The organism is Mesorhizobium australicum, assembly GCF_900177325.1.
GTDB classification, from domain to species: domain Bacteria; phylum Pseudomonadota; class Alphaproteobacteria; order Rhizobiales; family Rhizobiaceae; genus Mesorhizobium_A; species Mesorhizobium_A australicum_A.
Genome location: NZ_FXBL01000004.1, coordinates 1,529,725 through 1,553,807 on the forward strand (window position 1 = coordinate 1,529,725; position 24,083 = coordinate 1,553,807).

Sequence of the window (24,083 nt, forward strand, 5' to 3'; positions counted from 1 at the left end):
TGGCAAGCCACCCCTGTTCGCGTGATGGACAGTCTGGGGAGCCACATTGCAATCAACCCTCCACACGTCAAGTTCACATCGCTCCTTTCGGGGCAACGGGAGGAACATCGTTGAAATCTACCGAAGCGCGCCTCCGTGCCGCATCCCAGACACTTGCCCTGATCGGTTGCGCCGGCTTGCTGGGGCTCGCGGTCATGACATCGCTCGATGTACTCCTGCGCTGGTTGGCCGAAACGCCAATCCAGGGCGTGAACGATGTCAGCGCGGTCGTCATGGCCGTGGTGATCTCGGCATCCATCCCTGCCAATCTCGCGATGAAGCAGAACATCTCCGTCGAGGTGTTCGGATCCCTCGCGGGCGGTCGAGCGAAGAGTGCACTGGTCGCCTTTGCGAGCCTCGTTTCGCTGATTTTCATCATCCTCGTTGCCTGGCAAATCGTGCCTTACACCGCCAACTTGCGAGTGAACGGCGACCGTACATGGGTGCTGGCATGGCCGGTATGGCCCTGTTGGACGGCAGCGAGCGTCATGCTGATCTTCGCGGCCGTCGTCCAGCTGTCTGTGTTCCTGGCCGATGTGGCAGCGCTGGTGCGAGGCGGAAACAGCTCGCCGGACCCGGAGGATGATCCGGCCGCCACCGACGCCCACCTCTGATCCCATTCATCGCGAGGACGTGGTCATGGATCCGCTGCTGCTTGCTCTTCTCGGGTTCATCGCAATGATGGGTCTCATCCTCCTTCACGTACCGATCGGCATCGCCATGGCCCTGGTTGGCATGGTTGGGTTCGCCCAGATTGCCGGGTGGGCTCCGGCCCTGACCTTGATGGCCAGCGAGCCGGCTTCGGCGATGGCGAACCTCGACCTCGCGGTCATCCCGCTGTTCATGCTGATGGGCAGCCTGGCGGCAGCCGGCGGTCTCGCATCCGACGTCTACAACCTTGCCTATGCCCTTATCGGGCACCGTCGTGGCGGCCTGGCCACCACGACGATCGTTGCGAGTGGCGGCTTCGGCGCGATCTGCGGCTCGGGCGTGGCCACGACGGCGACATTCGGCCGGGTGGCAATGCCCGAAATGCTCTCGCGTGGATACAGGGCGGATCTTGCGGCGGGCTCTGTTGCGGCGGGAGGCACGCTCGGCATCATCGTGCCCCCCTCCAGCATGATGATCCTCTACGCCGTGCTGACGGAACAGTCGGTCCTGGACCTGTTCGCCGCCGGCGTGGTGCCCGCCATCATGGCGATCGTCTTCTATGTCGTCGCGATACAGATAAAACTGATGATCAGCCCGGAGGCAGGTCCGCGGGGAGCTCTGGCGACCTCTGCGAAACGGTGGCTGGCCGTGAAGCAGGCATGGGGGGTCTACGTCCTTTTTGCTGTGGTGATCGGCGGCATCTACTCGGGGATATTCACGGTAAACGAAGCCGCGGCCATCGGCGTGGTCGTGGCTTTCCTGTTCGCGCTGATCAGACGCAGGCTCGGATGGCAGCGCTTCCTCAAGGTGCTGGCCGAAGCCAGCGCCGGCACCGCGATGATCTACGTCATGGTCTTCGGGGCGACGATTTTTTCCTACTTCATGGCAGTCACAGGCGCCGCCGCTTTCCTGGTGTCCGTAATCACGCAACTGCCCGTACCGCCGCTGGCGATCATCGCCGCCCTGCTGGTTCTGTACATCTGCCTTGGAGCCTTCTTCGATGAAGTGGCTGCCATGGTAATCACCCTGCCGATAGTCGCGCCCCTTATTCTGTCGTTCGGCTACGATCTCGTCTGGTGGGGCATCATCAACATCGTCGTCATTGGCATCGGCATGCTGGCGCCGCCGATCGGTATCAATGTCATGGTTCTCCACTCCATGTACAAATCGGTGCCGCTGAAGACCATATATGTCGGCATTCTTCCGTTCCTCTGCGCCGAATTCGCGCGCCTTACCTTGCTGACCCTGTTCCCGGAAATCACTCTCTGGCTGCCGCAGATGATCCGGTGAAAGCGATGTCCGTCAGATGGACGAAACCGGGAACCGTCGTGCCCAGGCACCCTGCGCCGGCTAGCATCGGTTCATTCATCATCCAGGGAGGACTTCGATGAACTTCATGACTCGCCTACTCGCAGCGGCAGCAGCGATTTTCGTCGCGACCAACGTCGTCTCGGCGCAAACCCTGCGCTTCTCCAGTTTCGAGCCCCCCATGGCCATGGTGACGAAGCAAATCCTCACTCCCTGGGCGAAGGACGTTACTGATGCGTCGAATGGCGCTCTGAGCGTTCAGATTTTCGCGGGAGGGTCGTTGGGTCGAGATCCGGCACAGCAGCTCCAGCTTGTGGAACAAGGTGTCGCCGATATCGCCTGGGTCATTCCGGGCTATTCGCCGGGCCGGTTCCAGGAGGGCACCGTCGCCGAATTGCCGTTCGTGGTCCCCAACGCGAGCGCCGGTTCGGCTGCGATGTGGGAAATGTACGAAAAGGGATTGTTCAAGGGCGACTATGACAAACTGAAGGTGCTTGGGATCTTTGCGTCCTTCCCCAACTTCGTCGCCGCGACACGGCCTGTCGAGACACCGTCCGACCTGCAGGGCGCGAATTTCCGGGCTCCCGGGCCTACGATGCTGGCCGCCATCAAGGCAATCGGCGCAGTGCCAGTCGGTGGCATCAGCGGCCCATCGATCGCCGACAGCATCAGCAAGGGCCTCATTGTGGGCACGCTGACGCAATGGGGCGCTGTCGAGACATTCCGGATGGGTGAGGTCATCACAAACTACAACACCGTCCCGCTCGGGGCCACGCCCATGCTGGTGGTCATGAACAAGGCAAAGTACGAGTCGCTTTCCGAGGAGGCCAAGGCTGCCCTCGACAAGTTCTCGGGTGCCGCGTTCTCCAAGCGGTTCGGCGAACTGTTTGACAAGTCGATGGTGGAAGCGCGCGCACGTATCGCGGCCAGTTCCAAGGTCAAGATCCTTGACCCTGACGAGGCGCTCCTCGCCCAGTGGAAGAAGGCCGTCAGCGTCGCTCAGACCGACTGGATCGCCCAGAATCCCGGCGGCCAGGCTCTCTACGACGCGTTCACCGCGGCCATTGCCGCACACAAGACCGGTGCGCAGTGATCGGCATGCACCGCGCTTGTCGAGCGCGGTGCTCCTCTCTTGGATCGGGCTGCAATCATGACCCTTGCCTCCCTCGGTTACATCGGAATCCGTTCCACGCGGACGCAGGAATGGCAATCGTTCGCCACGAACCTGCTTGGAATGCAGCAGGTTGATGCCGGCGCAGGTGTAAGAGCCTTTCGGATGGACGACCGCAAGCAGCGGCTCGTCGTCACTGACGACGCCGGTGACGGGCTCGGCTTCATGGGCTGGGAAGTCGCCTCCGCGGCGGCGTTGGATTTGCTGGCCTCGCGACTCGAGAACGCCGGTGTCCGCGTTACCCTTGAGCCCATGGCATTGGCGGACCAGCGTCATGTGGCCCGGCTGATCTCTTTCTGCGACCCCGAAGGCAATCGCCTTGAGGTTTTTTGCGGACCCGCCATAGCGAGTGACCCATTCCTGCCGGGCAGGGCGATTTCGGGGTTCAAGACGGAATCATTGGGCATGGGGCATGCCGTGCTCCACGCGCGCGATGTTGACCTGTTGCTCCCATTCTATCGGGACTTGCTCGGCTTCCGCGTGACCGACTACGGCCTCAAGCCGTTCAAACTCTACTTCTTCCACCTCAACGGCCGTCACCACAGCTTCGCGATGGTCGGCACCGGTCGTCAGGGCATGCATCATTTCATGGTCGAGCTGTTGAGCCTGGACGATGTAGGTCAGGGGTACGACCTTGCCAGCCAGGCTGAAGGTCAGATCGCCTATACGCTCGGGCGTCACTCGAACGACCACATGATGAGCTTCTACGCCAACAGCCCCTCCGGATTCTTCGTCGAATACGGCTGGGGCGCCCGCGTGATCGACCCTGCGACCTGGGAGCCTCACGAGACCTTCGACGGGCCGAGCTACTGGGGCCACGAGCGCCTCTACCTTCCAGAAGATTCCACGGACCGGCTACGCCTGCGCGACATGAGACTGGACGCTGCGCGGCGAGGCCAGCGGGCGCCTGATCCATCGAGCGGCTGCGCCTGGTTCGACAGTATGGTCAGGCAGGAATGACGTTCTCCGCCTCCCGAACCTTCTTATAAAACCGGAGCATTCAGATGCGTATAAGTTCGTACGTCACCGATGGCGGCGTCAAGTCCTACGGCCTTGTCGAAGGCAGCGCCGTCAGGGATGTCGGCGAGGCGTTCAGGAACAGATTTCCCACCCTGTGTGCCGCGCTCGCGGCCGGAGCGCTTGCGGACCTGACGGACGCCGCAGCCTCGTCTCGCGAGGTTCCGCTCGACACCGTCGTCCTGCTTCCACCAATCGACAATCCTGACAAGATCCTTTGCATCGGGCTCAACTATATGACCCATATCAAGGAGACTGGACGCGAAGCGCCCAGCCATCCTTCCATATTCACGCGCTATCCATCTTCGCTGGTGGGACATGCCGAACCGATGGTGCGCCCTTCGGTCTCGACGTGGTTTGACTTCGAAGGTGAACTCGCCGTTGTCATCGGCCGCGCCGGGCGGGCGATTCCTGAAGCCCGTGCGATGGAACACGTTGCGGGCTATACCTGCTTCAACGACGGATCGGTGCGGGACTACCAGCGCCACACGACCCAGTTCTGGGCCGGCAAGAACTTCGATCGCAGCGGCTCGATGGGACCGTGGCTGGTTACCGCGGACGAAATGGGCGATCCCGCCGCGCAGTCGATGGTGACGAGGCTCAACGGCGAGGTCGTTCAGTCGACACCGATCTCGGACCTCGCCTTCGACATCCCCAAGCTCATCGCCTACCTCTCCACCGTGTGCGAACTGTTGCCTGGCGACGTCATCGCCACCGGAACGCCGAGCGGTGTAGGCCTCTTCCGCGAGCCCAAGCTGTTCATGAAGGCGGGCGACCGTATCGAGGTCGAGATCTCCGGGATCGGCACATTGTCCAATCCCATAGTCGACGAAAGCTGACCCCGTGACCATGCGGGCAATCCGGTTCGATGCTCTCGGCGGTCCGGATGTCCTCTATGTCGGGACGGTCGACACGCCCGTGCCCGGTCCGGGGGAGCTTCTCATCGAGGTCCAGGCCGCGGGCGTCAACAGGCCAGACATCTCGCAACGGCTGGGACGGTATCCGGTCCCGGCCGATGCCAACCCGATCCTCGGGCTGGAGGTGGCCGGTGTGGTCGCCGGTACAGGCGACGCACAATCGCCATTCCGAATTGGCGACAGGGTGACGGCGCTCGTGCATGGAGGCGGCTACGCCGAATACTGCTGTGTCGACGCCCGTCACGTCATGCGGATACCGAGCGCGCTTTCGGCGGAGGAAGCTGCCGCATTTCCGGAAGCCGCGATGACAGTCGAGTTCAATATGGTCATGCGGGCCGGCCTTCGCGCGGGCGAGACCGTTCTCATCCACGGAGGCACCTCCGGCATCGGCATGCATGCGGTGGCGCGGGCGATAAGCCTCGGTGCTTCCGTCATCACGACCTCGCGCGGCGCGGAGAAGGCGCGATACTGCCGCGAGATCGGTGCATCGGTGGCGATCGACGCGGGCGAGGGGGATTGGACCGAGGCGGTGATGCGGCACACCGGCGGGCGCGGCGTCGATGTCGTGCTCGACATGGTTGGGGGCGCCTACGCCGACCGCAACTTCGCCTGTATGGCGGAGGATGGGCGCTATGCTCTTATCTCGCTCCAAGGCGGCGCGCGCGCCGAGATCAACCTTGAGCCGGTGCTCCGCCGCCGGCTGATGCTGGTCGGCTCGACACTCCGCCCGCTTTCTGCGGACTGGAAGGCTGCGATCGTGGAGCGCGTGGCGCGAGACGTCGTGCCTCATCTGGCCGCGGGCCGCCTTGTGCCGCACGTGCACGCGGTCTTCCCCCTCGAAGAAGCGGCAGAAGCCCACCGTCTGCTCGAGGCCAACACCCACCACGGAAAGATCGTGCTGACGATGTCCCGGCCAGGTCTGTCGGGGACAAGGACCGGCACTGAGGAGCCACGATGATCCAGGTGCATTTCAGGAGCGAGGACGGATCTGTCAAATCCGCAGTCGGGACAGACGGAGATTCCGTCATGGAGATCGCGCGCAACAACGGAGTGCCCGGCATCGTCGCGGAGTGCGGAGGCGCGGCCATGTGCGCGACCTGCCACGTCTATGTCTCGTCGGACTGGCTCGAGCGGATTCCGCCAATGTCGGAGTTCGAAGACGAACTGCTCGAAGGGACGGGGGCTCCGCGGATGGAGAACAGCCGGCTCGGCTGCCAGATCAAGGTGAGCGACACGCTTGACGGCTTGGAAGTCACCGTGCCGGCCTCGCAGTACTGAAAGGTCGGCGATGGGTCGCAAGGTCGTCATAATCGGCGCAGGGCAGGTTTCGGCAACGCTCGTTGCAAAGCTGCGCGCCGATGGCCACGAAGGCACCATTACAGTTCTGGGCGACGAAAATACGCTGCCCTATCAAAGGCCTCCGCTCTCCAAGGCCTATCTTCTGGGAAAGCAGACGATGGCCCAGCTTCATCTTCGGCCATCTGCATTCTACAGCCAGGCGCAGATCGACTTGCGCCTGGGATGTCGCGCCATCGCGATCGAGCCCGGCGCCCGGCTGGTCCAGTTGCAGGGAGACGAGCTTGTCCCCTACGACCATCTGGTCCTTGCCACAGGAGCGGCGGCGCGACGCTGGCCGGCTGCGCTCGGCGGAACACTGGAAGGCGTCAGAACCCTCCGCACCTTCTCGGACGCCGACAGCCTGTCTCTCGCTTTGCAATCCGCCCGCTCCATCCTGGTCATTGGCGGTGGGTATCTGGGCCTCGAACTTGCATCCGCCGCCAGATCGCTCGGCCTTGCGGTCACCGTCGTCGAGGCACAGAAACGCCTCCTCAACCGGGTGGCGGGAGAGGATACTGCCCGATACTTCCGAACCTTGCATGTGGCCCACGGTACCCGGATCATCGAAGGGATGGGGATCCGCCGCCTTCTCGGCAAGGGTATTGTCGAAGGAGCGGAGCTGGAGAACGGCGAGGTGATCACGTGTGACCTGGTCATCGTCGGGATCGGTGCGATCCCCGAGACCGCGCTCGCCGTCGCTGCCGGGCTCGAGGTAGACGACGGCGTTGTCACCGACGAGTTCTGCCGAACCTCCGACCCCTTCATATGGGCGGCCGGCGATTGCGCACGGGTCCGCACCTCCGCGGGTTCAATCCGGCTTGAAAGCGTGGGGAATGCAATCGATCAGGCGGAAACCGTGGCCGCAAACATCTTGGGCGGCGAGCGGGCCTATCGGCCCCGGCCCTGGTTCTGGACCGAGCAACACGGCGTGAGGATGCAGATCGCGGGACTGTCGACAGGCCATGACGAGACCGTATTGCGCCGGACCTCGGACGGATCACGCAGTTCCTGCTGGTATTTCAGGAAGGACAACCTCATTGCAGTGGATGCCATCAACGACGCTCAGGCCTTTCTTGCCGGACGCCGCCTGATCGACAGCGACATGCATGTCGATCGTGCCGCGATCGGGGATCCCGCATTCGATCTGCGCAACCTGGCGAAGACGACGTCGCCGGAAATCTTATCGTGACCATTTGGTCGCACGGTTCGGATCCAGGAAACCCATGTACGAACAGGACGATTTCGACCCGCTCGACCCGTCGCAATGGCCGGAGCAACTCGTGCCACTCAAGTCCGGTTTTGCGTCGCGACTGAACGTCTACCGCGTGATGGCCCATCATCCGGATTTGCTGAAGGCCTGGGCAGGCTTGCGGCAGCATGTCGTGGTCGACAATGTCCTCGGTGCCGAACTTTCGGAGGTCGCGATCCTGCGCGCCGCCTTCCACATGCGGTCCGCCTATGAGCAGGCGCATCACATCGTCCGGGCCAGGGCCTGCGACCTGGATGATCGGTCCATTCGCGAAATCGTGGCGGGAGCCACGGTCTCGAACCCACGCTACCGGGTTGTCGCGATCGCGGTGGATGAGCTTTCGACCGGTCGCCAGCTCTCGGGAAACAGCCTCGCGGCGGTCACCGGGCTCGCAGGAAAGGCAGGCGTTCTGGATCTCATCGCCATCGTTGGCTTCTACACCACGCTGGCGTTCATCCTGAATTCCTTCGACACGCCGATCGATCAAGACGTGGCCCGGGAGCTTGCGGATTCGCCGTTGCAGCCGCTGTAACCTGTCCGCAGGTTGAACACCTCAGATCGAGACGTTGCGCGGACCGCGCGAATGAAGGTTCCTTGGGTTGCAGTTGTTCAAGGAGGAGGAACGATGTCGGCTTCCACGAAATCCACGAGCCAGTGGGACAGCCCGCCCGTCTATGATGTCGACATCTACTCCGACGAGGTCATTGCCGACCCCTATCCGCACTACCAGCGTATCCGCGATGCCGGCGCCGCGGTCTGGTTGCCTGCAAACGGGCTATGGGCGATCGGTCGCCACGCGGACGTGCGCGCGTGCCTCGCAGACCATGAGACGTTCCGATCCGGAAACGGCGTTTCGGGAAACGAGGCTGCCAACAGGATGGCACCCGGGAACCTGCTCGCTTCCGATCCGCCGCTTCACGATCATCTGCGCCGCATCGTCGCCGCGCCGTTGAGTCCGCGCGGGCTGAACGACGTCAAAGGCCGTATCGAGGCGACGGCGGAGGACCTTGTCGACCGGCTGGTCCGGCGCGGCACCTTTGACGGTATGATGGACCTTGCGCAGTACCTTCCGGTTTCCATCGTCTCCGAGCTGGTCGGAATGCCGGAACACGGGCGTGAGAACATGCTGCGCTGGGCGAGCGCGGTGTTCGACATGCTCGGCGGCGCCAACAAGCGCGGTGAGGATGCGCTCCCTGTCGTCATGGAGATGCGGGCGTATACGGTCAACGAAGCGACGCGCGACAAGGTGCGGCCGGATGGCTGGGTGTCCATGCTCTATGAGGCTGCCGACAAGGGCCTTATACGCCCCGAGCAGGTGCAGATGCTGATGCGCGACTACCTCGGACCCAGTCTCGATACGACGATCTTCGCGACCGGCCACCTCCTGTATCTTCTGGGAACCAATCCCGAGCAGTGGCAGATGATCCGCGACGACCCGAGCCTGATACCCAATGCGATCAACGAGGCGGTCAGGGTGGAGTCGCCGATCCGCGGGTTCACTCGCTATCTGGCCGATGACAAGGTGGTCGGTGACACCTTGATCCCGAAAGGCTCGCGGGCGCTGATGCTCTATGCGTCGGCCAACCGGGACGAGCGGCGCTGGGAAAAGCCCGAAACCTTCGACGTGAAGCGGGTGCTGACCGATCACGTCGGCTTCGGGCACGGTATCCATTCATGCGCCGGGATGCAGTTGGCCCGGCTCGAGATCCGCAGCATCCTTACCTCGATGGTGAAGCGGGTGAAGCGGGTTGAGGTGGGTGTTCCGGTCCTGGCGATGAACAATGTCCTCAGGGGCTACGAACGCCTGCCGGTGAGGTTCGTCGCGGACTGAAAAACAGGAAAGAAAGAGGGAGTTGGGAGAGAGAAGGCCCAGGGAAAGGCCGGCGACATTGCCAGTCGGCTTGCACTTTCCGCTCTTCAGTCCCGTCAAACACCTTATCTCGGTGTCAACGAAACCCGCAGCTCGAGAACGTGCTTGATATGTTGGTGCGCCTGGACGTTGCTGACTTGCTCGCCGCCTTCGGTGACGAACGGTCTGCTCGACCTAGGCGCGAGGGCGCTGCATGAAATCGGCGACCACGATCTCTGCGATCTTCACGAAGCGCGGCGCGGCTCCCTCGGGCCCGACGATGCGCCAGTTGCACCGGGCGCCCTCGATCAGGAGCGTGAGCGCGTCGACAAGCAGCTCGGCATCGGCCACGCCGGCATCGCGGCAAAGCTGGATCACGCGGGTCCGATAGAGCTGTCTGATGTCCTTGACGAACTTCTGGGCCGGATGATCGCTGTCCACCAACTCCGCGGCCGCGTCGAGAATCTCGCAGTTGCAATGCTCCATGGTGAGGAAGTCACCCGCGCGGTGCACCCAGTCGTTTAGCTGCGCCTTCGGATCGCCGGGATTGGCCGCCTCGATATCCGCCCAGAAGGCTTCGGCCTCCGCCGCGGCTTCCTTGAGGCACACGACGATCAGGTCGTCCTTCGAGCCGAAATGGCGGTAAAGCGTCATCTTGTTGCTGTCGGCCGCTTCGGCGATCGCGTCGACGCCGATGCCGTTGATACCGTGCTTCCTGAACAGGTCGCGCGCTGCGTCGATGATGCGCTCCCGCGGCGGATGTTTGACAGCAATCGTCATGATCGTTTCCTCGCTTCCGATCTTCTCGTCGGCTCGCTCTTGACAATGTTACCAAGGCGTAACATCTACTGTTACCAGATAGTAACATCGGCGTCGCAAGTCAACAATATAGGCCGTTCGGGAACACCGCGTAAACGCGTGTGTCGCGATGGCGTTCGGGTCAATCGGCATGGCAGACGCCGTCGAGCGGCTTGGGAAGGAATTCAGCATGGTGGGGTTCTTCATCCAGCGGCCGATCTTCGCGACCGCAATCGCGATCATCATGGTGCTGGCCGGCGGCATCTCTTACTTCCTGTTGCCGGTTTCGCAATTCCCCGACATCACGCCGCCGCAGATCGTGGTCGCCGCGAATTATCCCGGCGCGAGCGCGCAAGTGGTCGCCGATACGGTGACCACGCCGCTCGAGCAGCAGCTCAACGGCGTGCCCGGCATGCTCTACATGTCGTCGACCAGTTCGAACGACGGCTCGGCCCGCATCACCATCTCGTTCCAGGTCGGCTATCCGATCGACATCGCCGCGATGGATGTGCAGAACCGGGTCTCGCAGGCTTCTCCATCGCTGCCCGCGCTGGTCAACCAGACCGGCGTGACCGTCATCAAGCAGAACCCGAACTTCAACGTCCTGGTCAACCTGGGCTCCCCGGACAACTCCGTCGACTTCACCACGCTCAGCAACTACGCCTATCTGCAGATTCTCGATCCGATCAAGCGCCTGCCGGGCGTCGGCGACGTGCAGTTCTTCGGCGAGCGCCGCTATTCCATGCGCGTCTGGCTCGATCCCGACAAGATGGCGAGCCTCGGCGTGACGGCTGTCGACGTCCAGAACGTCATCCAGGAACAGAACATCCAGGTCGCCGCCGGCAAGATCGGCCAGGCACCCGCGCCGGCGGGCACGGCCTTCGAGATGCAGGTCAACGCCGTCGGCCGCCTGAGCGACCCGCAGCAGTTCGGCGACATCGTCCTGCGCGTGGATCCGAAAACGGGTGCGGCGACCCGCCTGCGCGACGTGGCGCGCATAGAACTCGGCGCCCTGCTTTACTCCTCGTCCTTCAGCCTGAACGGCCAGGACAGCGTGGTCCTGGCCATCCTGCAGGCGCCGGGCTCGAACGCGCTCGACCTGCAGAACAACGTCAAGGCCAAGATGGAGGAGCTCTCCAAGCGCTTCCCGTCCGGCATGGCCTACAACATGTTCTACGACACGACGCGCTTCGTCTCCGCTGCGATGGAAGACGTCGTCAAGACGCTGGTCGAGGCGCTCGTTCTCGTCGTGCTGGTCGTCTTCATCTTCCTGCAGAGTTGGCGCGCCACCTTGATCCCAATCATCGCGATCCCGGTATCGCTGGTCGCGACGTTGACGGTCATGTACCTGCTCGGCTTCTCGCTCAACATGCTGTCGCTGCTCGGCATGGTGCTGGCGATCGGGCTCGTCGTCGACGACGCGATCGTGGTCGTCGAGAACGTTGAGCGACAGTTGGAGGCGGGACTGCCGCCGCTCGCGGCGGCAAAGAAGGCGATGCAGGAGGTCACCGGGCCGATCATCGCCACGACCGGCGTGCTGCTTGCCGTCTTCGTGCCGGTCGCCTTCATTCCCGGCGTTGCGGGCCAGCTCTACAACCAGTTCGCCCTGACGGTCGCGATTTCCTTCGCGATCTCCGCGTTCAACTCGCTGACGCTCAGCCCGGCACTGAGCGCGGTGTTCCTGCGCTATCGCGGCGAGTCCCAGTTCATCCTCTTCCGCTGGTTCAATGCCGGCTTCCACTGGATGTCGCACATCTATGCCGGCAGCATCAGGACGTTCGTCCGCTGGCGCTGGCCACTGCTCGGTCTGTTCGCGCTCGGACTGGCCGGCACGTACACCCTGTCGCAGCGCATCCCCTCGACCTTCCTGCCAGTCGAGGATCAGGGCTACTTCTTCGTTGTGCTGCAGCTTCCCGACGGCGCGTCGGTGGAGCGCACCGCCGCGGTGGCGAAGAAGTCCGAGGAGATTCTGCGCAGCCTGCCGGGGGTTGAATCCGTCGGCTCGGTCGTCGGCTTCTCCTTCCTGAGCTTCGCCAACCAATCGAACGCCGGCGTCCAGTTCGCCGTTCTCAAGCCGTGGGACGAGCGAGGCCCCGGAGAGAGCGCGACGGCCTTGCGCACGATCGCGCAGGGCAAGCTCATCCAGATACCCGACGCGCTGGTGCTGGCCTTCGACCCGCCGTCGATCCAGGGTCTCGGCACGACCGGCGGCTTCGAGTTCCAGGTGGAGGACTTGACCGGACGCGGCGCCGTCGCCCTCGACGAGACGACGCAGGCCCTGCTGGCGGAGGCTCGCAAGCAGCCGGAGCTCAACCCCTTCGCGCTGTTCACGACCTTCAGCACCTCGACGCCGCAATATTCCTACGACCTCGACCGCAACAAGGCGAAGCTGCTCGGCCTCAGCCTGCCGGACGTCTTCTCGACGTTGCAGATCTATCTCGGCTCGCTCTACGTCAACGATTTCAACCTGTTCGGGCGCACGTTCCGCGTCACCCTGCAGGCGGAACCGGATGCGCGCGCCTCGGCGACCGACATCTCCCGCCTCTATGTGCGCAGCTCTTCCGGCGACATGGTGCCGCTGAGCACGCTCGGCCAATTGAAGTCGATGGCGGGCCCGGAGACGATCACCCACTACAACAATTACCCATCCGCGCTGGTGAACGGCGCGGCGGCGGAAGGGTTCAGCTCCGGCCAGGCCGTGGCCGCCATGGAACGCGCCGCCGCGACCGCCCTGCCGAGGGATTTCGCCTTCGAATGGACCGGGATCACCTACCAGGAGATCAGGGCGGGCTCGATCGCCAATCTGGTCTTCGGGATCGCCATCGTCTTCTGCTTCCTCGTGCTGGCCATGCAGTACGAAAGCTGGTCGATGCCCTTCGTGGTGCTGCTCGCGGTTCCGCTTGCCCTGCTCGGCGCACTGCTCGCGCTGTGGCTGCGCGGAATGCAGATCGACGTCTACTCGCAGATCGGCTTCGTGATGCTGATCGGCCTCGCCGCCAAGAACGCGATCCTCATCGTCGAGTTCGCCAAGCGGCGGCGCGAGGAAGGCGTGGAGATCGTCGCTGCCGCGATCGAAGCCGCGCGCCTGCGCCTGCGGCCGATCCTGATGACGGCCTTCGCCTTCATTCTCGGCGTCGTGCCGCTGATGACCGCGACTGGCGCCGGCGCGGCCAGCCGGCAGTCGATCGGCACCACCGTCTTCGGCGGTATGCTGGTCGCCACCGTCCTGACCCTGGTCTTCGTGCCGATCTTTTATGTCGTTCTTGAATCCTGGCGTGAGCGCCTGTCGCCCCGCTCGTCCGCCCGCGATGCGGCCGAGCCGGCGGAATAGAATCGGAGTTTGAAATGCGCAGTCTCAAATATGGTCTCCACGGAACCGTTCTCGCGCTGGCGGTGGCCAGCGGCTATCTCCTGGCGCAGAACGGCTGGAACGTCAGCAGCACCGCTGCCGGCGCGGCGCCATCGGCACCCGCTCCTCAGGCAATGCCGGTCCCGGTGGTCAGCGTCGTCAAGAAGACGATCCCGATCTATCTCGAATACGCCGCGCGGACGGAAGCGATCCGCAACGTCACTCTTCAGGCGAAGGCCTCGGGCTACCTGCAGCGACAGCTGGTGGCCGACGGCACGGATGTGAAGGCAGGCGACCTTCTCTACAAGATCGACCCGAGCGACTATCAGGCCGCGCTCGATCAGGTGAAGGCGCAGATCAAGCGCGACGAGGCGTCTCTCGACTACCTTCGCTCGAACCTGACGCGCGGCAGCGAACTCGCGTCCAGCGGATATCTCGCCAGAGACGGCTTCGACCTGCGCCAGAGCGCAATGCGCCAGGGCGAGGCATCACTGGCAATGTCGCGCGCGGCCGAGCACACCGCCGAGCTGAATTTGCAGAATACGGAAATCCGTGCGCCCTTCGCCGGGCGGCTCGGACGCAACCAGGCGCCGGAGGGAACGCTGATCGCCAGCTCAGCCGGCACGCCGCTCAACACTCTGGTCCAGCTTTCGCCGATCTACGTCACCTTCAATCCGAGCGAGACCGAGCTTGCGGAGATCCAGAAGGCGTTCGCGAACGGCACCGTGGACACTGAGGTCTTCGTTCCGGGCAGCGACCAGGAGCCGCGCAAGGGACGCCTGACGTTCATCGACAATGCCGTCGAGCGCAACACCGGAACGGTCGTGGCGCGCGCCACGATCGAAAACGCCGACTTCTCCCTCCTGCCGGGTCAATACGTCCGCATTCGTCTTCGGCTGCGGGAACTGCCCGACGCCCTGATGGTGCCCCAGACGGCGCTCGGCTCGAGCCAGTTCGGCAGGTACGTCTATGTGATTGGCAAGGACAATGTCGTGGAGCAGCGGATCGTCTCGCTCGGACCTGAGAACGGCCCTCTTGTCAGCCTCACGTCGGGGGTGGCCGAAGGCGACCAGATCATCTCGGGCAACCTGCAGAAGATCTTCCCCGGCGCGCCCGTACAGCCGATCAGCGACGGCGGTCAGCAGTCCTGATGCCATGCGGCTAAACGCGTCGACCGCTTTACGTGTTCGGGGTCGCGGGAGGTTGGAGAAGCCCCGTGGCCGTCATGGCGATGACGGCCATAGGGCGATGGGAATGGCACCCCGCTAATGGAATGCTGACCCAATTTGAGGCGGCCTGCACGGTCGGGCACGACAACCCAGCTACAGCCCCTGCCGTCAGCAAGTGAAGAATCCTTCAGGACAATCGGAGGATTAGATTCTTCGAGCGCTTGGGCACCAAAGGCGGGGTCGCGTGTTCGAGTCACGCAAGCGGCACCACCCCGCTCTCGCAGGCTGTCGCCGTCAGAATTCGACGGGAGGGAAGATGTTGGCGTAGTGTTTCACCGACGGGGGCTCGGCGAAGAACGGTCCGACGAGAGCCCGCCACTCCGCGAAGAGGGGGGAGCCGCGGAAGCCGACCGTATGGTCCTCCAGCGTCTTCCAGCGGATCACCACGTCGTAATGGGACTGGTCTTCGACGCAGCGTGTCAGCACCAGGCCGAGACAGCCATCGGCGCGGCGGAACACGTCGACGGCTTTGCCGACCGCTGCCTCGAACTCGGCTTCCAGGCCTTCCTTCACGCGGATTGACGCGACTTCTACAATCATTCTCTCTTCCTTCTGTGGAGCCATCGCCCGTTGCCGACGCGATAGGCGTTCGAGGGTTTCTCATCCCTCGCGCATCTCTTGTGACCCGGCCGCATCCAATACGGAAGGGCCTCGTCAGGCCGCCTTTGCCGCCTTGCGCGCCAGGCGGGCCTTGATGCTCTCGACGTCGGCGCGCGGGGTGGCGGCGAAGAGGGTCTTGGTGTAGCTGTGCTTCGGGTTTGAAAACACCTCGTCGCGCGGACCGTATTCCACCGCCTCGCCGAAATACATCACCATCACGTCGTCGGCGATGTAGCGCACCACCGAGAGGTCGTGGCTGATGAAGACGTAGGTGAGCTGGAACTCGTCCTGCAGGTCGGCGAGCAGGTTCAGCACCTGCGCCTGGACGGAGAGGTCGAGCGCCGAGACCGGTTCGTCGAGCACGAGCAGGCTCGGATTGAGCATCAGCGCGCGCGCAATGGCGATGCGCTGGCGCTGGCCCCCGGAGAACATGTGCGGGTAGCGGTTGAAGTGTTCCGGGCCGAGCCCGACCTTGACCAGCATCTGCATGGCGCGCTCGCGCCGCTCGTCGGCCGGGACGTTGGTGTTGATCAGCAGCGGCTCGCCGAGCACGTCGCCGATCTTCTGGCGCGGGTTGAGCGAGCCGTAGGGGTTCTGGAACACGATCTGCACCTTGCGCCGCAACTCCGGCGTCAGCCCGCCCTTGGCGATGTCGACCTTCTGTCCTTCGATCAGCAGGTCGCCCGCGGTCGCGGCGTCGATCATGGTGATGATGCGCGCCAGCGTGGACTTGCCGCAGCCGCTTTCGCCGACGATGGCGAGCGTCTTGCCCTTTTCCACGGTGAACGAGACGCCCTTGACCGCATGCACCACGCGCGCCTTGGAGAACAGGCCGCCGGGCACGTGATAGTCGCGGACGATGTCGCGGCCTTCCAGGACGATGGTGCTCATAGCGGGCCCTCCATGGGCGGTGTGACGACGGCCGGTGCTGCCTGTTCGAAGATCAGGTCGGAAACGGTCGGCAGCCGGTCGCCGGTGGCGTTGTCGGGAAGGGCGGAGAGCAGGGCACGAGTGTAGTTGCTCTTCGGGTTCTCGAACAGGGTGAGGACGTCCGCCTCCTCCATCTTGCGGCCCTTGTACTGGACGATCACCCGGTCGGCCGTCTCGGCGACGACGCCCATGTTGTGGGTGATCATGATCAGCGCCATGCCGTATTTCTCCTGCAGCGAAACCAGCAGGTCGAGGATCTGCTTCTGGATCGTGACGTCGAGCGCCGTGGTCGGCTCGTCGGCGATGAGCAGCTTCGGATTGCAGGCAATCGCCATGGCGATCATGACGCGCTGGCACTGGCCGCCGGACATCTGGTGCGGATAGGAGTTGAGCCGCTCCGCCGGATCGGGGATGCCGACGAGCCGCAGCAGTTCGATCGCCCGTTCGCGGCGCTGGTGGCGGTCCATGTGCATATGGAGCCTCAGCACCTCCTCGATCTGGAAGCCGACCGTGAAGGACGGGTTGAGGCTCGCCATCGGCTCCTGGAAGATCATCGCCATGTCCTTCCCGATGATCTTGCGCCGCTCGGCGGCGTCGAGCTTGAGCAGATCCGTGCCGGCGAAGCTCATCCTGTCGGCGCGCACCTTGGCCGTCCAGGGCAGGAGGCCCATGACGGCCAGCATCGACACCGACTTGCCCGAACCGGACTCGCCGACGATCGCCAGCACCTCGCGCTCGTCGACCTTTAGCGACACGCCGTCCACCGCCCGGAACGGGCCTTGCGCGGTGTCGAACTCGACAACGAGGTTTTCGATTTCAAGGAGTGCCATGTCTAGTGCCCTTGGTTATACGGCGCATGTGCATTACATTCACGCAAGAGGTGCACCGATGCGTTCTTCCAAACCACGTCCATTGCCGCCGCTTCCACCGATCTCGGGCCCGACTGGACCGCGACCGAGCTACTGAATCTTTCCTGTCTCCAGCGCCTTCTCGGCCTTTGCCGCCAAGTCGCGCCAGACATCCCACATCCCGAGATAGTCGCCGTACATTTCAAGCTGCCGCTCCCTGCCGAGGGCCTTGAACGCCGGATCGCGCATGTCGTCGGCTAGACTTTCGACCGCCTGTCTTTGTCTCGCGTAGAAGACGACCGGTCCAATAACGCTCTCCGGCAGGATGTGAATTTCTTTTGCGATCGCATCGAAAATCACATGCTTGGCAATTCGCGGCACCGAGACCGAATATCCTTTGTCTGTCGCATATCTTTCTTTCACGTCTGCGAGCAGACTTGGGAGGTCGAATCTTTCGAGATTGGCAAGCTCGCTTCTGATTTCGGCACGTAGCGCGATCTGGAAGTCTCGTATCTTCTCCTCCCGCCTCAACCTGTCGGCCTTGCGTTCCTGCCGGAAGTTGAGCTGGACGACGACAAGGCTGATCAGGCCGGAAATGACGGCTGCGACGATTGCCGGTCCGACCCAAGCCTCCATTCCTCATGACCTCTTCAGCTTCGGGTCGAGTGCGTCGCGCAGGCCGTCGCCCATCAGGTTGATCGCCAGAACCGTGATGAGGATGGCGAGGCCCGGCAGCGTCACCACCCACCAGGCGCGCAGGATGAACTCGCGGGCCTCGGCGAGCATCGTGCCCCATTCCGGCGTCGGCGGCTGCGCCCCCATGCCGAGGAAGCCGAGCGCGGCGGCGTCGAGGATCGCGGTGGAGAACGACAGCGTCGCCTGCACGATCAGCGGCGCCATGCAGTTCGGCAAGATGGTCCTGAACATCAGCCTGAGCGGCTTGGCGCCCGCTACCTTGGCTGCGACCACATAGTCCTTGGTCTTCTCCGACAGCACGGCCGCCCGGGTGAGCCGCACGAAATGCGGCTGCAGCACGAGCGCGATGGCGATCATCGCATTGATCAGGCCGGGGCCGAGCACGGCGACCAGGACCAGCGCCAGGAGCAGCGACGGGAAGGCGAGGATCACGTCCATCACGCGCATGATCAGCGTGTCGGTGCGCCCGCCGACATAGCCGGCGATGACGCCGAAGAAGATGCCGACGGTGAGCGACAGTGTCGTCACGATGACGCCGATGAAGAGCGAGAACCGCGCCCCGTAGAGAAGGCGCGAGAGGATGTCGCGGCCGACGGCGTCGGTGCCGAGCAGATAGGCTGCCCGGCCGCCCTCCTGCCAATAGGGAGGCACGAGGATCGCGTCGCGATACTGCTGCTGCGGCAGGTGCGGCGCGATCAGCGGCGCGAGCAGCGCAAGCACGACGAGAATGACGAAGACCCACAGGCCGATGACGGCGCCGCGATTCTCCGAGAAGTAGTACCAGAACTCGGACAGGCGCTGGCCGAGCGTCACCGCGTGGCGGTCGGCTTCCTGGAGGGCCTGGGGTGTGGTGGTTGCCATGATGCCCTCCTCAGTGCCGGATGCGCGGGTTGATGAGGCCGTAGAGCAGATCCACGATCAGGTTCACCAGCATGATGATCGAGGCGATGATCAGCAGGCCGCCCTGGATGACGGGATAGTCGCGCTTGAACACCGAATCGACCATCCACTTGCCGATGCCCGGCCAGGAGAAGATGGACTCGGTCAGGATCGCGCCGGCGAGCATCACGCCGACCTGCAGGCCGATCGTGGTGACGACCGGGATCATCGCATTGCGCAGCGCGTGCACGCCGATGACGCGCAGCGGCGGCAGGCCCTTGGCGCGGGCGGTGCGCACATAGTCCTCGCCCAGCACCTCGAGCATCGCCGAGCGCGTCTGGCGGGCGATGACGGCGAGCGGGATCGTGCCGAGCACGATGGTGGGCAGGATGAGGTGCGAGACCGCCGAACTGAACGCGCCCTTCTGGCCGGAGATCAGCGAGTCGATCAGCATGAAGCCGGTGACCGGCTGGAAGAAGTAGGAGAAGGAGATCCGGCCCGACACCGGCGTCCATTGCAGGAAGCCGGAGAAGAAAATGATGAGCAGCAGGCCCCACCAGAAGATCGGCATCGAATAGCCGATGAGAGCCGTGCCCATGACCGATTGATCTATGAAGGATCCTCGTCGGATCGCCGCTATGATCCCGGCCGGGATGCCGAGGATCACCGCGAAGATGATGGCGCAGAGGGAGAGCTCAAGCGTCGCCGGGAACAGCTTGGCGAAGATCGACAGGACCGGTTCCTTGGTAGTGATCGACCGGCCGAAATCTCCGGTGAGCACGTTGCCGAGATAGTCGAGATACTGGATCACGATAGGCCGGTCATAGCCGAGCTCGTGCGAGATCTTCTCGTAGCGTTCCGGCGACATCACCCGTTCGCCCGACATCAGCATGACGGGATCGCCCGGCAGCAGCCGGATGAAGGCGAAGGCGACGATCGAGACGCCGATGAAGGTCGGGATCAGGACGGCGAGGCGTCCCAGGAAAAAGCGCAGCATGGCCCACCAAAAGGTCTGTGCCGGATGTGCGGGCGCGCGGAACGACAGGTTTCGCGCGGTTTATCCGCGCCGGTACGCGCATAGCAAAAGGGGGCGTCCGTCGCCGGACACCCCCGCGAAGATGCTATGTCAGCTTACTCGGCAATGTCGACGCCCGTGAAGGCGTGATGGCCGAGCGGGCTCATCACATAGCCGGAGACCTTCTTCGACATCGGCATCACGACGACCGAGTGGTCGAGCGTGACCCACGGCGCCTCGCGCTTGAAGACGACCTGGGCCTCTTCGTAGAGCTTGGCGCGCTCGGCCTGGTCGGTCGAGGTCTTGGCCTGCGTCACCAGCTTGTCGAACTCCTCGTTGCACCACTGCGCGCGGTTGTTGCCGCCGACCGCGTCGCAGCCGAGCAGGGTGTGCAGGAAGTTGTCCGGATCGCCGTTGTCGCCGGTCCAGCCGAGGATGACGGCACCGTCGCGATCCTTGGCCTTCGAACGGTCCAGATATTCCGCCCATTCATAGGTCACGATCTCGGCCTTCACGCCGATCTCGGCGAGGTCGGCCTGGATGATCTCGGCGGCGCGGCGCGCGTCGAGCATGTAAGGACGCGCGACAGGCATCGCCCAGACCTTCATCGACAGGTCTTTGACGCCGGCGGCTTCGAGGGCTGCCTTGGCCGCGGCCGGGTCGTATTTGTCGTCCTCGATCGCGTCGTTGTAGCCCCACATGGTCGGCGGCATCGGGTTCTTGGCGACGGAAGCCGCGCCCTGGAACACCGCGTCGACGATCGCCTGCTTGTTGATTGCGCCGGCGATAGCCTTGCGGACCTCGGTCTTGTCGAACGGAGGCTGCATGGTGTTGAAGGCGAGATAGGCGACGTTGAGACCATTCTCCTCCATCACCTGCAGGTTCGGGTCGGCCTTCATGGCGGCGACGTCGGCGGCCGCCGGATACGGCATCACGTGGCACTCGCCGGCCTGGAGCTTCTGGTAGCGGACCGAGGCTTCCTTGGTGATGGCGAAGACGAGGTCGTCGATCTTCTCCTTACCCTTCCAGTAGTCCGGGTTGGCCTTGTACTGAATGCGCGCGTCGAGCTGGTAGTCGACGAACTGGAACGGACCGGTGCCGATCGGCTTCTGGTTCAGCTGTTCCTTCGTGCCGGCCTCGGCCAGCTTGTCGGCATATTCCTTGGAGACGATCGAGCCGAAGTCCATGCCGAGATTGGTGAGGAACGGAGCTTCCTTCTGCTTCAGCACGAACTTGACGGTCATGTCGTCGACCTTCTCGATCGAGGCGATCAGGTCGGGCATGCCCATGCCGGCGAAATATTCCCATGCGCCGCCGGTGACATACTGGTTGTAGGGATTGTCGGCCTTGAGCTGGCGCTCGAAGGAGAAGATCACGTCATCCGCGTTGAGCTCGCGGGTGGGGGTGAAGTAGTCGGTGGTCTGGAACTTGACGCCCGGGCGGATCTTGAACGTGTACTGCAGCCCGTCGTCGGAAATCTCGTAGCTCTCGGCGAGGCCGGGCTCGATCTCGGTGGTGCCGGGCTTGAACTCGACGAGGCGGTTGTAGACGGGACGAGACGACGCGTCGAACGTGGTGCCGGCGGTATAGAGGGCGGGGTCGAAACCCTCCGGTGAGCCCTCCGAGCAGTAGACCAGTGTCTTTGCGCTGGCCACGCCGCTCAGGACGGTTGCGGCAAGCAACGCCGCCGCAAAACTCAGTTTTTTCATAAATAACGCTCCCATTCTTTTTCGCCCGAGCCATCTGACAGGCTCGCGAAGCCTCATATAAGCATCGAATTCGGAGCATTGGAACTCCCCCTGGCGTGGCGTAGGGGAATGTTTGAAATCCGTCGGACGCGCGGTGGGAGCAGCGGAATCGCGACACTTGCGCGCCTCGGTCATCTCACCCTAGATAGACCTACCAAGGATCGACCGCTATTTGCGGCCGGCACGAAATACAAAAGGTCCTGGCGGCACTCCGCCGGGACGAGGAGGGAGCAGGGAATGGCAAAGTCGGCAGGAAAGTCCGGTGCGGGGGCAGGGGCCGCCGCTGGCAAGTCGGCAAAGGCCGATGCGCCGAAGAGCGGTCTCGCGGCACGCACCAAACCGTCCGACATGAAGAAGGCGCCCGCTGAAAGCGTGAAGAAGCCGGCCGCCAAGCGGGCAGCGGAAAGCAAGGCGAGGCCGGCCGCGGCCGCCGCTCCGGCCAAGGCGAAAGCCAAGCCCGCCGCTACGCCCAAGTCTGCCGTGTCCAAGTCGGCCGCTCCCAAGCCGGCGGCCAAGACCGTGAAGGCCGCGAAGCCGGCTGCCGCCGCAGCGGTGGCGCCTACGAAGGCCGCCGCCAAGGCCGCGCCGAAGCCCAGGGCCACGAAATCCGCGACCACGAAGCCGGTGGCGATGAAGGCGGCCGCGGTGCCTGCCGAGACGCCGGTGGCTGAGACCGCCAAGCCGGCCGCCGCGAAGCCCGCCTCCAAGGCGAAGGCCTCGGAAAAGCCGACCTCGGCCTCGAAGCCCTGGCTGGCCAGCTATCCGAAGGAGATCCCCGCCGAGATCGGCCCGATCCCCTATCAGTCGATCGGCGACCTTTTGGCGGATTCGGTCAAGAAGTTCTCGACCCGGCCCGCTTTCACCTGCATGGACAAGACGCTGACCTATGCGCAGATCGGCGAGGCGTCGCAGTCCTTCGCCGCCTTCCTCCAGTCCAAGGGGCTGCAGAAGGGCGCGCGGGTGGCGATCATGATGCCCAACGTGCTGCAATATCCGATCGCGATGATGGCGGTGCTGCGCGCGGGCTACACGGTCGTCAACGTCAATCCGCTCTACACGCCGCGCGAGCTCGAGCATCAGCTGAAGGATTCCGGCGCCGAGGCGATCATCATCCTGGAGAACTTTGCCCACACGCTCCAGTCCATCGTCGCCAAGACCAATGTGAAGCACATCGTCGTCGCCGCGATGGGGGACCTGCTCGGCCTCAAGGGCCACATCGTCAACCTGGTCGTGCGCCGGGTGAAGAAGCTGGTGCCCGCCTGGTCGCTGCCGGGGCACATCAAGTTCAACGACGCGCTCAAGGCCGGCAGCCGCGCCACCTTCAAGCCGGCGAAGGTCGGGCCGGACGACGTCGCCTTCCTGCAATATACCGGCGGCACGACGGGCGTCTCGAAGGGCGCGACGCTGCTGCATCGCAACGTGCTCGCCAATGTGGCGCAGAACGACGTCTGGGTGCAGACCGCCTATCTCAAGCGGGCGAAGCCCGATCGGCTGGTCTATGTCTGCGCGCTGCCGCTCTACCACATCTACGCGCTGACGGTGAATGCGCTGATGGGCATGCAGCAGGGGGCGCAGAACATCCTGATCCCCAACCCGCGCGACATCCCGGCCTTCGTCAAGGAGCTGGGAAAGTATCCGTTCAACATCTTCCCCGGCCTCAACACGCTGTTCAACGCGCTGCTCAACAATCCCGACTTCCAGAAGCTCGACTTCAAGCCGCTGTCGCTGACCTTCGCCGGCGGCATGGCGGCGCAGAAGGCCGTGTCGGAACGCTGGCAGAAGCTCACAGGCTGCATCATCTCGGAGGGCTACGGCCTGTCGGAGACCTCGCCCGTGGCGACCGCCAACCGCTTCGACGCCTCGGAGTTCACCGGCACGATCGGCATTCCGATCCCCTCGACCGAGATCACGATCCGCGACGACGACGGCAACGACCTGCCGCTCGGCGATGTCGGCGAAATCTGCATCAAGGGCCCGCAGGTGATGGCCGGCTACTGGAACCGCCCGGAGGAGACCGCGAAGGTCATGACCGCCGACGGTTTCTTCAAGTCGGGCGACATGGGCTTCATGGACACGCGCGGCTACGTCAAGATCGTCGACCGCAAGAAGGACATGATCCTGGTTTCGGGCTTCAACGTCTATCCGAACGAGATCGAGGACGTGGCGGCCACTCATCCCGGCGTGCTCGAATGCGCCGCGATCGGCGTGCCGGACGAGAAGTCGGGCGAGACGCCGAAGCTGTTCGTGGTCAAGAAGGACCCGGCGCTGACCGCCGATGCGCTGAAGGCCTATCTCCGCGAGAACCTGACCGGCTACAAGATGCCGAAATACATCGAGTTCCGCACCGATCTGCCGAAGACCAATGTCGGCAAGATCCTGCGGCGCGAGCTGAGGGGCTGATCCCTCTTCCGCAGCACGCTGCCGCGGTTTTGCGCTGAATCAAGGCGCTGCG

General features: G+C 63.8%; 21 protein-coding genes. 13 read left to right on the top strand and 8 right to left on the bottom strand.

Annotated features, from left to right (window positions below):
• Positions 1-176 precede the first annotated feature (176 nt).
• From B9Z03_RS09820 to B9Z03_RS09865, 10 genes are all read left to right on the top strand, one after another.
• Complete coding sequence (locus B9Z03_RS09820; RefSeq protein ID WP_210191361.1) at positions 177-653, top strand: TRAP transporter small permease; 477 nt, start codon at positions 177-179, stop codon at positions 651-653.
• A gap of 25 nt (positions 654-678) precedes the next feature.
• The gene (locus B9Z03_RS09825; RefSeq protein WP_085467579.1) at positions 679-1,980 is read left to right on the top strand and encodes a TRAP transporter large permease; all 1,302 of its coding nucleotides are present in this window, start codon (positions 679-681) and stop codon (positions 1,978-1,980) included.
• 97 nt (positions 1,981-2,077) lie between these two features.
• On the top strand, positions 2,078-3,091 hold the full coding sequence (locus B9Z03_RS09830) for a TRAP transporter substrate-binding protein (protein WP_085464046.1): 1,014 nt from the start codon (positions 2,078-2,080) through the stop codon (positions 3,089-3,091).
• 57 nt (positions 3,092-3,148) lie between these two features.
• Positions 3,149-4,129, top strand: a complete 981-nt coding sequence (locus tag B9Z03_RS09835; RefSeq protein WP_085464047.1) for a VOC family protein — start codon at positions 3,149-3,151, stop codon at positions 4,127-4,129.
• A gap of 44 nt (positions 4,130-4,173) precedes the next feature.
• The gene (locus B9Z03_RS09840; RefSeq protein WP_085464048.1) at positions 4,174-5,025 is read left to right on the top strand and encodes a fumarylacetoacetate hydrolase family protein; all 852 of its coding nucleotides are present in this window, start codon (positions 4,174-4,176) and stop codon (positions 5,023-5,025) included.
• Between the two features lie 10 nt (positions 5,026-5,035).
• Positions 5,036-6,061, top strand: coding sequence for an NAD(P)H-quinone oxidoreductase (locus B9Z03_RS09845; protein WP_085467580.1), 1,026 nt, complete (start codon positions 5,036-5,038; stop codon positions 6,059-6,061).
• A complete protein-coding gene (locus tag B9Z03_RS09850) occupies positions 6,058-6,381 on the top strand; it encodes a 2Fe-2S iron-sulfur cluster-binding protein (protein ID WP_085464049.1) in 324 nt (107 codons plus the stop codon). The genes B9Z03_RS09845 and B9Z03_RS09850 overlap by 4 nt, the downstream gene beginning before the upstream one ends.
• A 10-nt stretch (positions 6,382-6,391) precedes the next feature.
• Positions 6,392-7,630: an NAD(P)/FAD-dependent oxidoreductase gene (locus B9Z03_RS09855; protein WP_085464050.1), complete on the top strand. Its 1,239-nt coding sequence runs from the start codon at positions 6,392-6,394 to the stop codon at positions 7,628-7,630.
• Positions 7,631-7,664: 34 nt separating this feature from the next.
• The gene (locus tag B9Z03_RS09860; RefSeq protein ID WP_085464051.1) at positions 7,665-8,222 is read left to right on the top strand and encodes a carboxymuconolactone decarboxylase family protein; all 558 of its coding nucleotides are present in this window, start codon (positions 7,665-7,667) and stop codon (positions 8,220-8,222) included.
• A 93-nt stretch (positions 8,223-8,315) separates the two neighbouring features.
• Positions 8,316-9,521: a cytochrome P450 gene (locus tag B9Z03_RS09865; RefSeq protein WP_085464052.1), complete on the top strand. Its 1,206-nt coding sequence runs from the start codon at positions 8,316-8,318 to the stop codon at positions 9,519-9,521.
• 213 nt (positions 9,522-9,734) lie between these two features.
• Here B9Z03_RS09865 and B9Z03_RS09870 read toward each other — a convergent pair whose 3' ends face one another.
• Complete coding sequence (locus B9Z03_RS09870; RefSeq protein WP_085464053.1) at positions 9,735-10,319, bottom strand: TetR/AcrR family transcriptional regulator; 585 nt, start codon at positions 10,317-10,319, stop codon at positions 9,735-9,737.
• 208 nt (positions 10,320-10,527) lie between these two features.
• Between B9Z03_RS09870 and B9Z03_RS09875 the strand changes: the two genes are divergently transcribed.
• Positions 10,528-13,668 (top strand): efflux RND transporter permease subunit, encoded by a 3,141-nt coding sequence (locus tag B9Z03_RS09875; protein ID WP_085467581.1) that lies wholly within the window; start codon positions 10,528-10,530, stop codon positions 13,666-13,668.
• Positions 13,669-13,682: 14 nt separating this feature from the next.
• Positions 13,683-14,837: an efflux RND transporter periplasmic adaptor subunit gene (locus B9Z03_RS09880; protein WP_085464054.1), complete on the top strand. Its 1,155-nt coding sequence runs from the start codon at positions 13,683-13,685 to the stop codon at positions 14,835-14,837.
• A gap of 312 nt (positions 14,838-15,149) precedes the next feature.
• Here the strand turns inward: B9Z03_RS09880 and B9Z03_RS09885 are convergent, their stop codons facing one another.
• From B9Z03_RS09885 to B9Z03_RS09915, 7 genes are all read right to left on the bottom strand, one after another.
• The gene (locus B9Z03_RS09885) at positions 15,150-15,455 is read right to left on the bottom strand and encodes an antibiotic biosynthesis monooxygenase family protein (RefSeq protein WP_085464055.1); all 306 of its coding nucleotides are present in this window, start codon (positions 15,453-15,455) and stop codon (positions 15,150-15,152) included.
• Positions 15,456-15,569: 114 nt separating this feature from the next.
• Positions 15,570-16,406 carry a dipeptide ABC transporter ATP-binding protein gene (locus tag B9Z03_RS09890; protein ID WP_085464056.1) on the bottom strand — a complete coding sequence of 279 codons (837 nt, stop codon included), beginning with the start codon at positions 16,404-16,406 and terminating at the stop codon, positions 15,570-15,572.
• Positions 16,403-17,275, bottom strand: coding sequence for an ABC transporter ATP-binding protein (locus B9Z03_RS09895; protein WP_085464057.1), 873 nt, complete (start codon positions 17,273-17,275; stop codon positions 16,403-16,405). The genes B9Z03_RS09890 and B9Z03_RS09895 overlap by 4 nt, the downstream gene beginning before the upstream one ends.
• A 129-nt stretch (positions 17,276-17,404) precedes the next feature.
• Entirely contained in the window at positions 17,405-17,929 is a 525-nt protein-coding gene (locus tag B9Z03_RS09900; RefSeq protein WP_085464058.1) for a hypothetical protein, read from the bottom strand.
• A 3-nt stretch (positions 17,930-17,932) separates the two neighbouring features.
• Entirely contained in the window at positions 17,933-18,850 is a 918-nt protein-coding gene (locus B9Z03_RS09905; protein ID WP_085464059.1) for an ABC transporter permease subunit, read from the bottom strand.
• Positions 18,851-18,860: 10 nt separating this feature from the next.
• Positions 18,861-19,865 (bottom strand): ABC transporter permease subunit, encoded by a 1,005-nt coding sequence (locus B9Z03_RS09910; RefSeq protein WP_085464060.1) that lies wholly within the window; start codon positions 19,863-19,865, stop codon positions 18,861-18,863.
• Positions 19,866-19,999: 134 nt separating this feature from the next.
• On the bottom strand, positions 20,000-21,592 hold the full coding sequence (locus tag B9Z03_RS09915) for an ABC transporter substrate-binding protein (protein WP_085464061.1): 1,593 nt from the start codon (positions 21,590-21,592) through the stop codon (positions 20,000-20,002).
• Between the two features lie 387 nt (positions 21,593-21,979).
• Between B9Z03_RS09915 and B9Z03_RS09920 the strand changes: the two genes are divergently transcribed.
• Complete coding sequence (locus B9Z03_RS09920; protein ID WP_210191414.1) at positions 21,980-24,031, top strand: long-chain fatty acid--CoA ligase; 2,052 nt, start codon at positions 21,980-21,982, stop codon at positions 24,029-24,031.
• Positions 24,032-24,083: the final 52 nt, after the last annotated feature.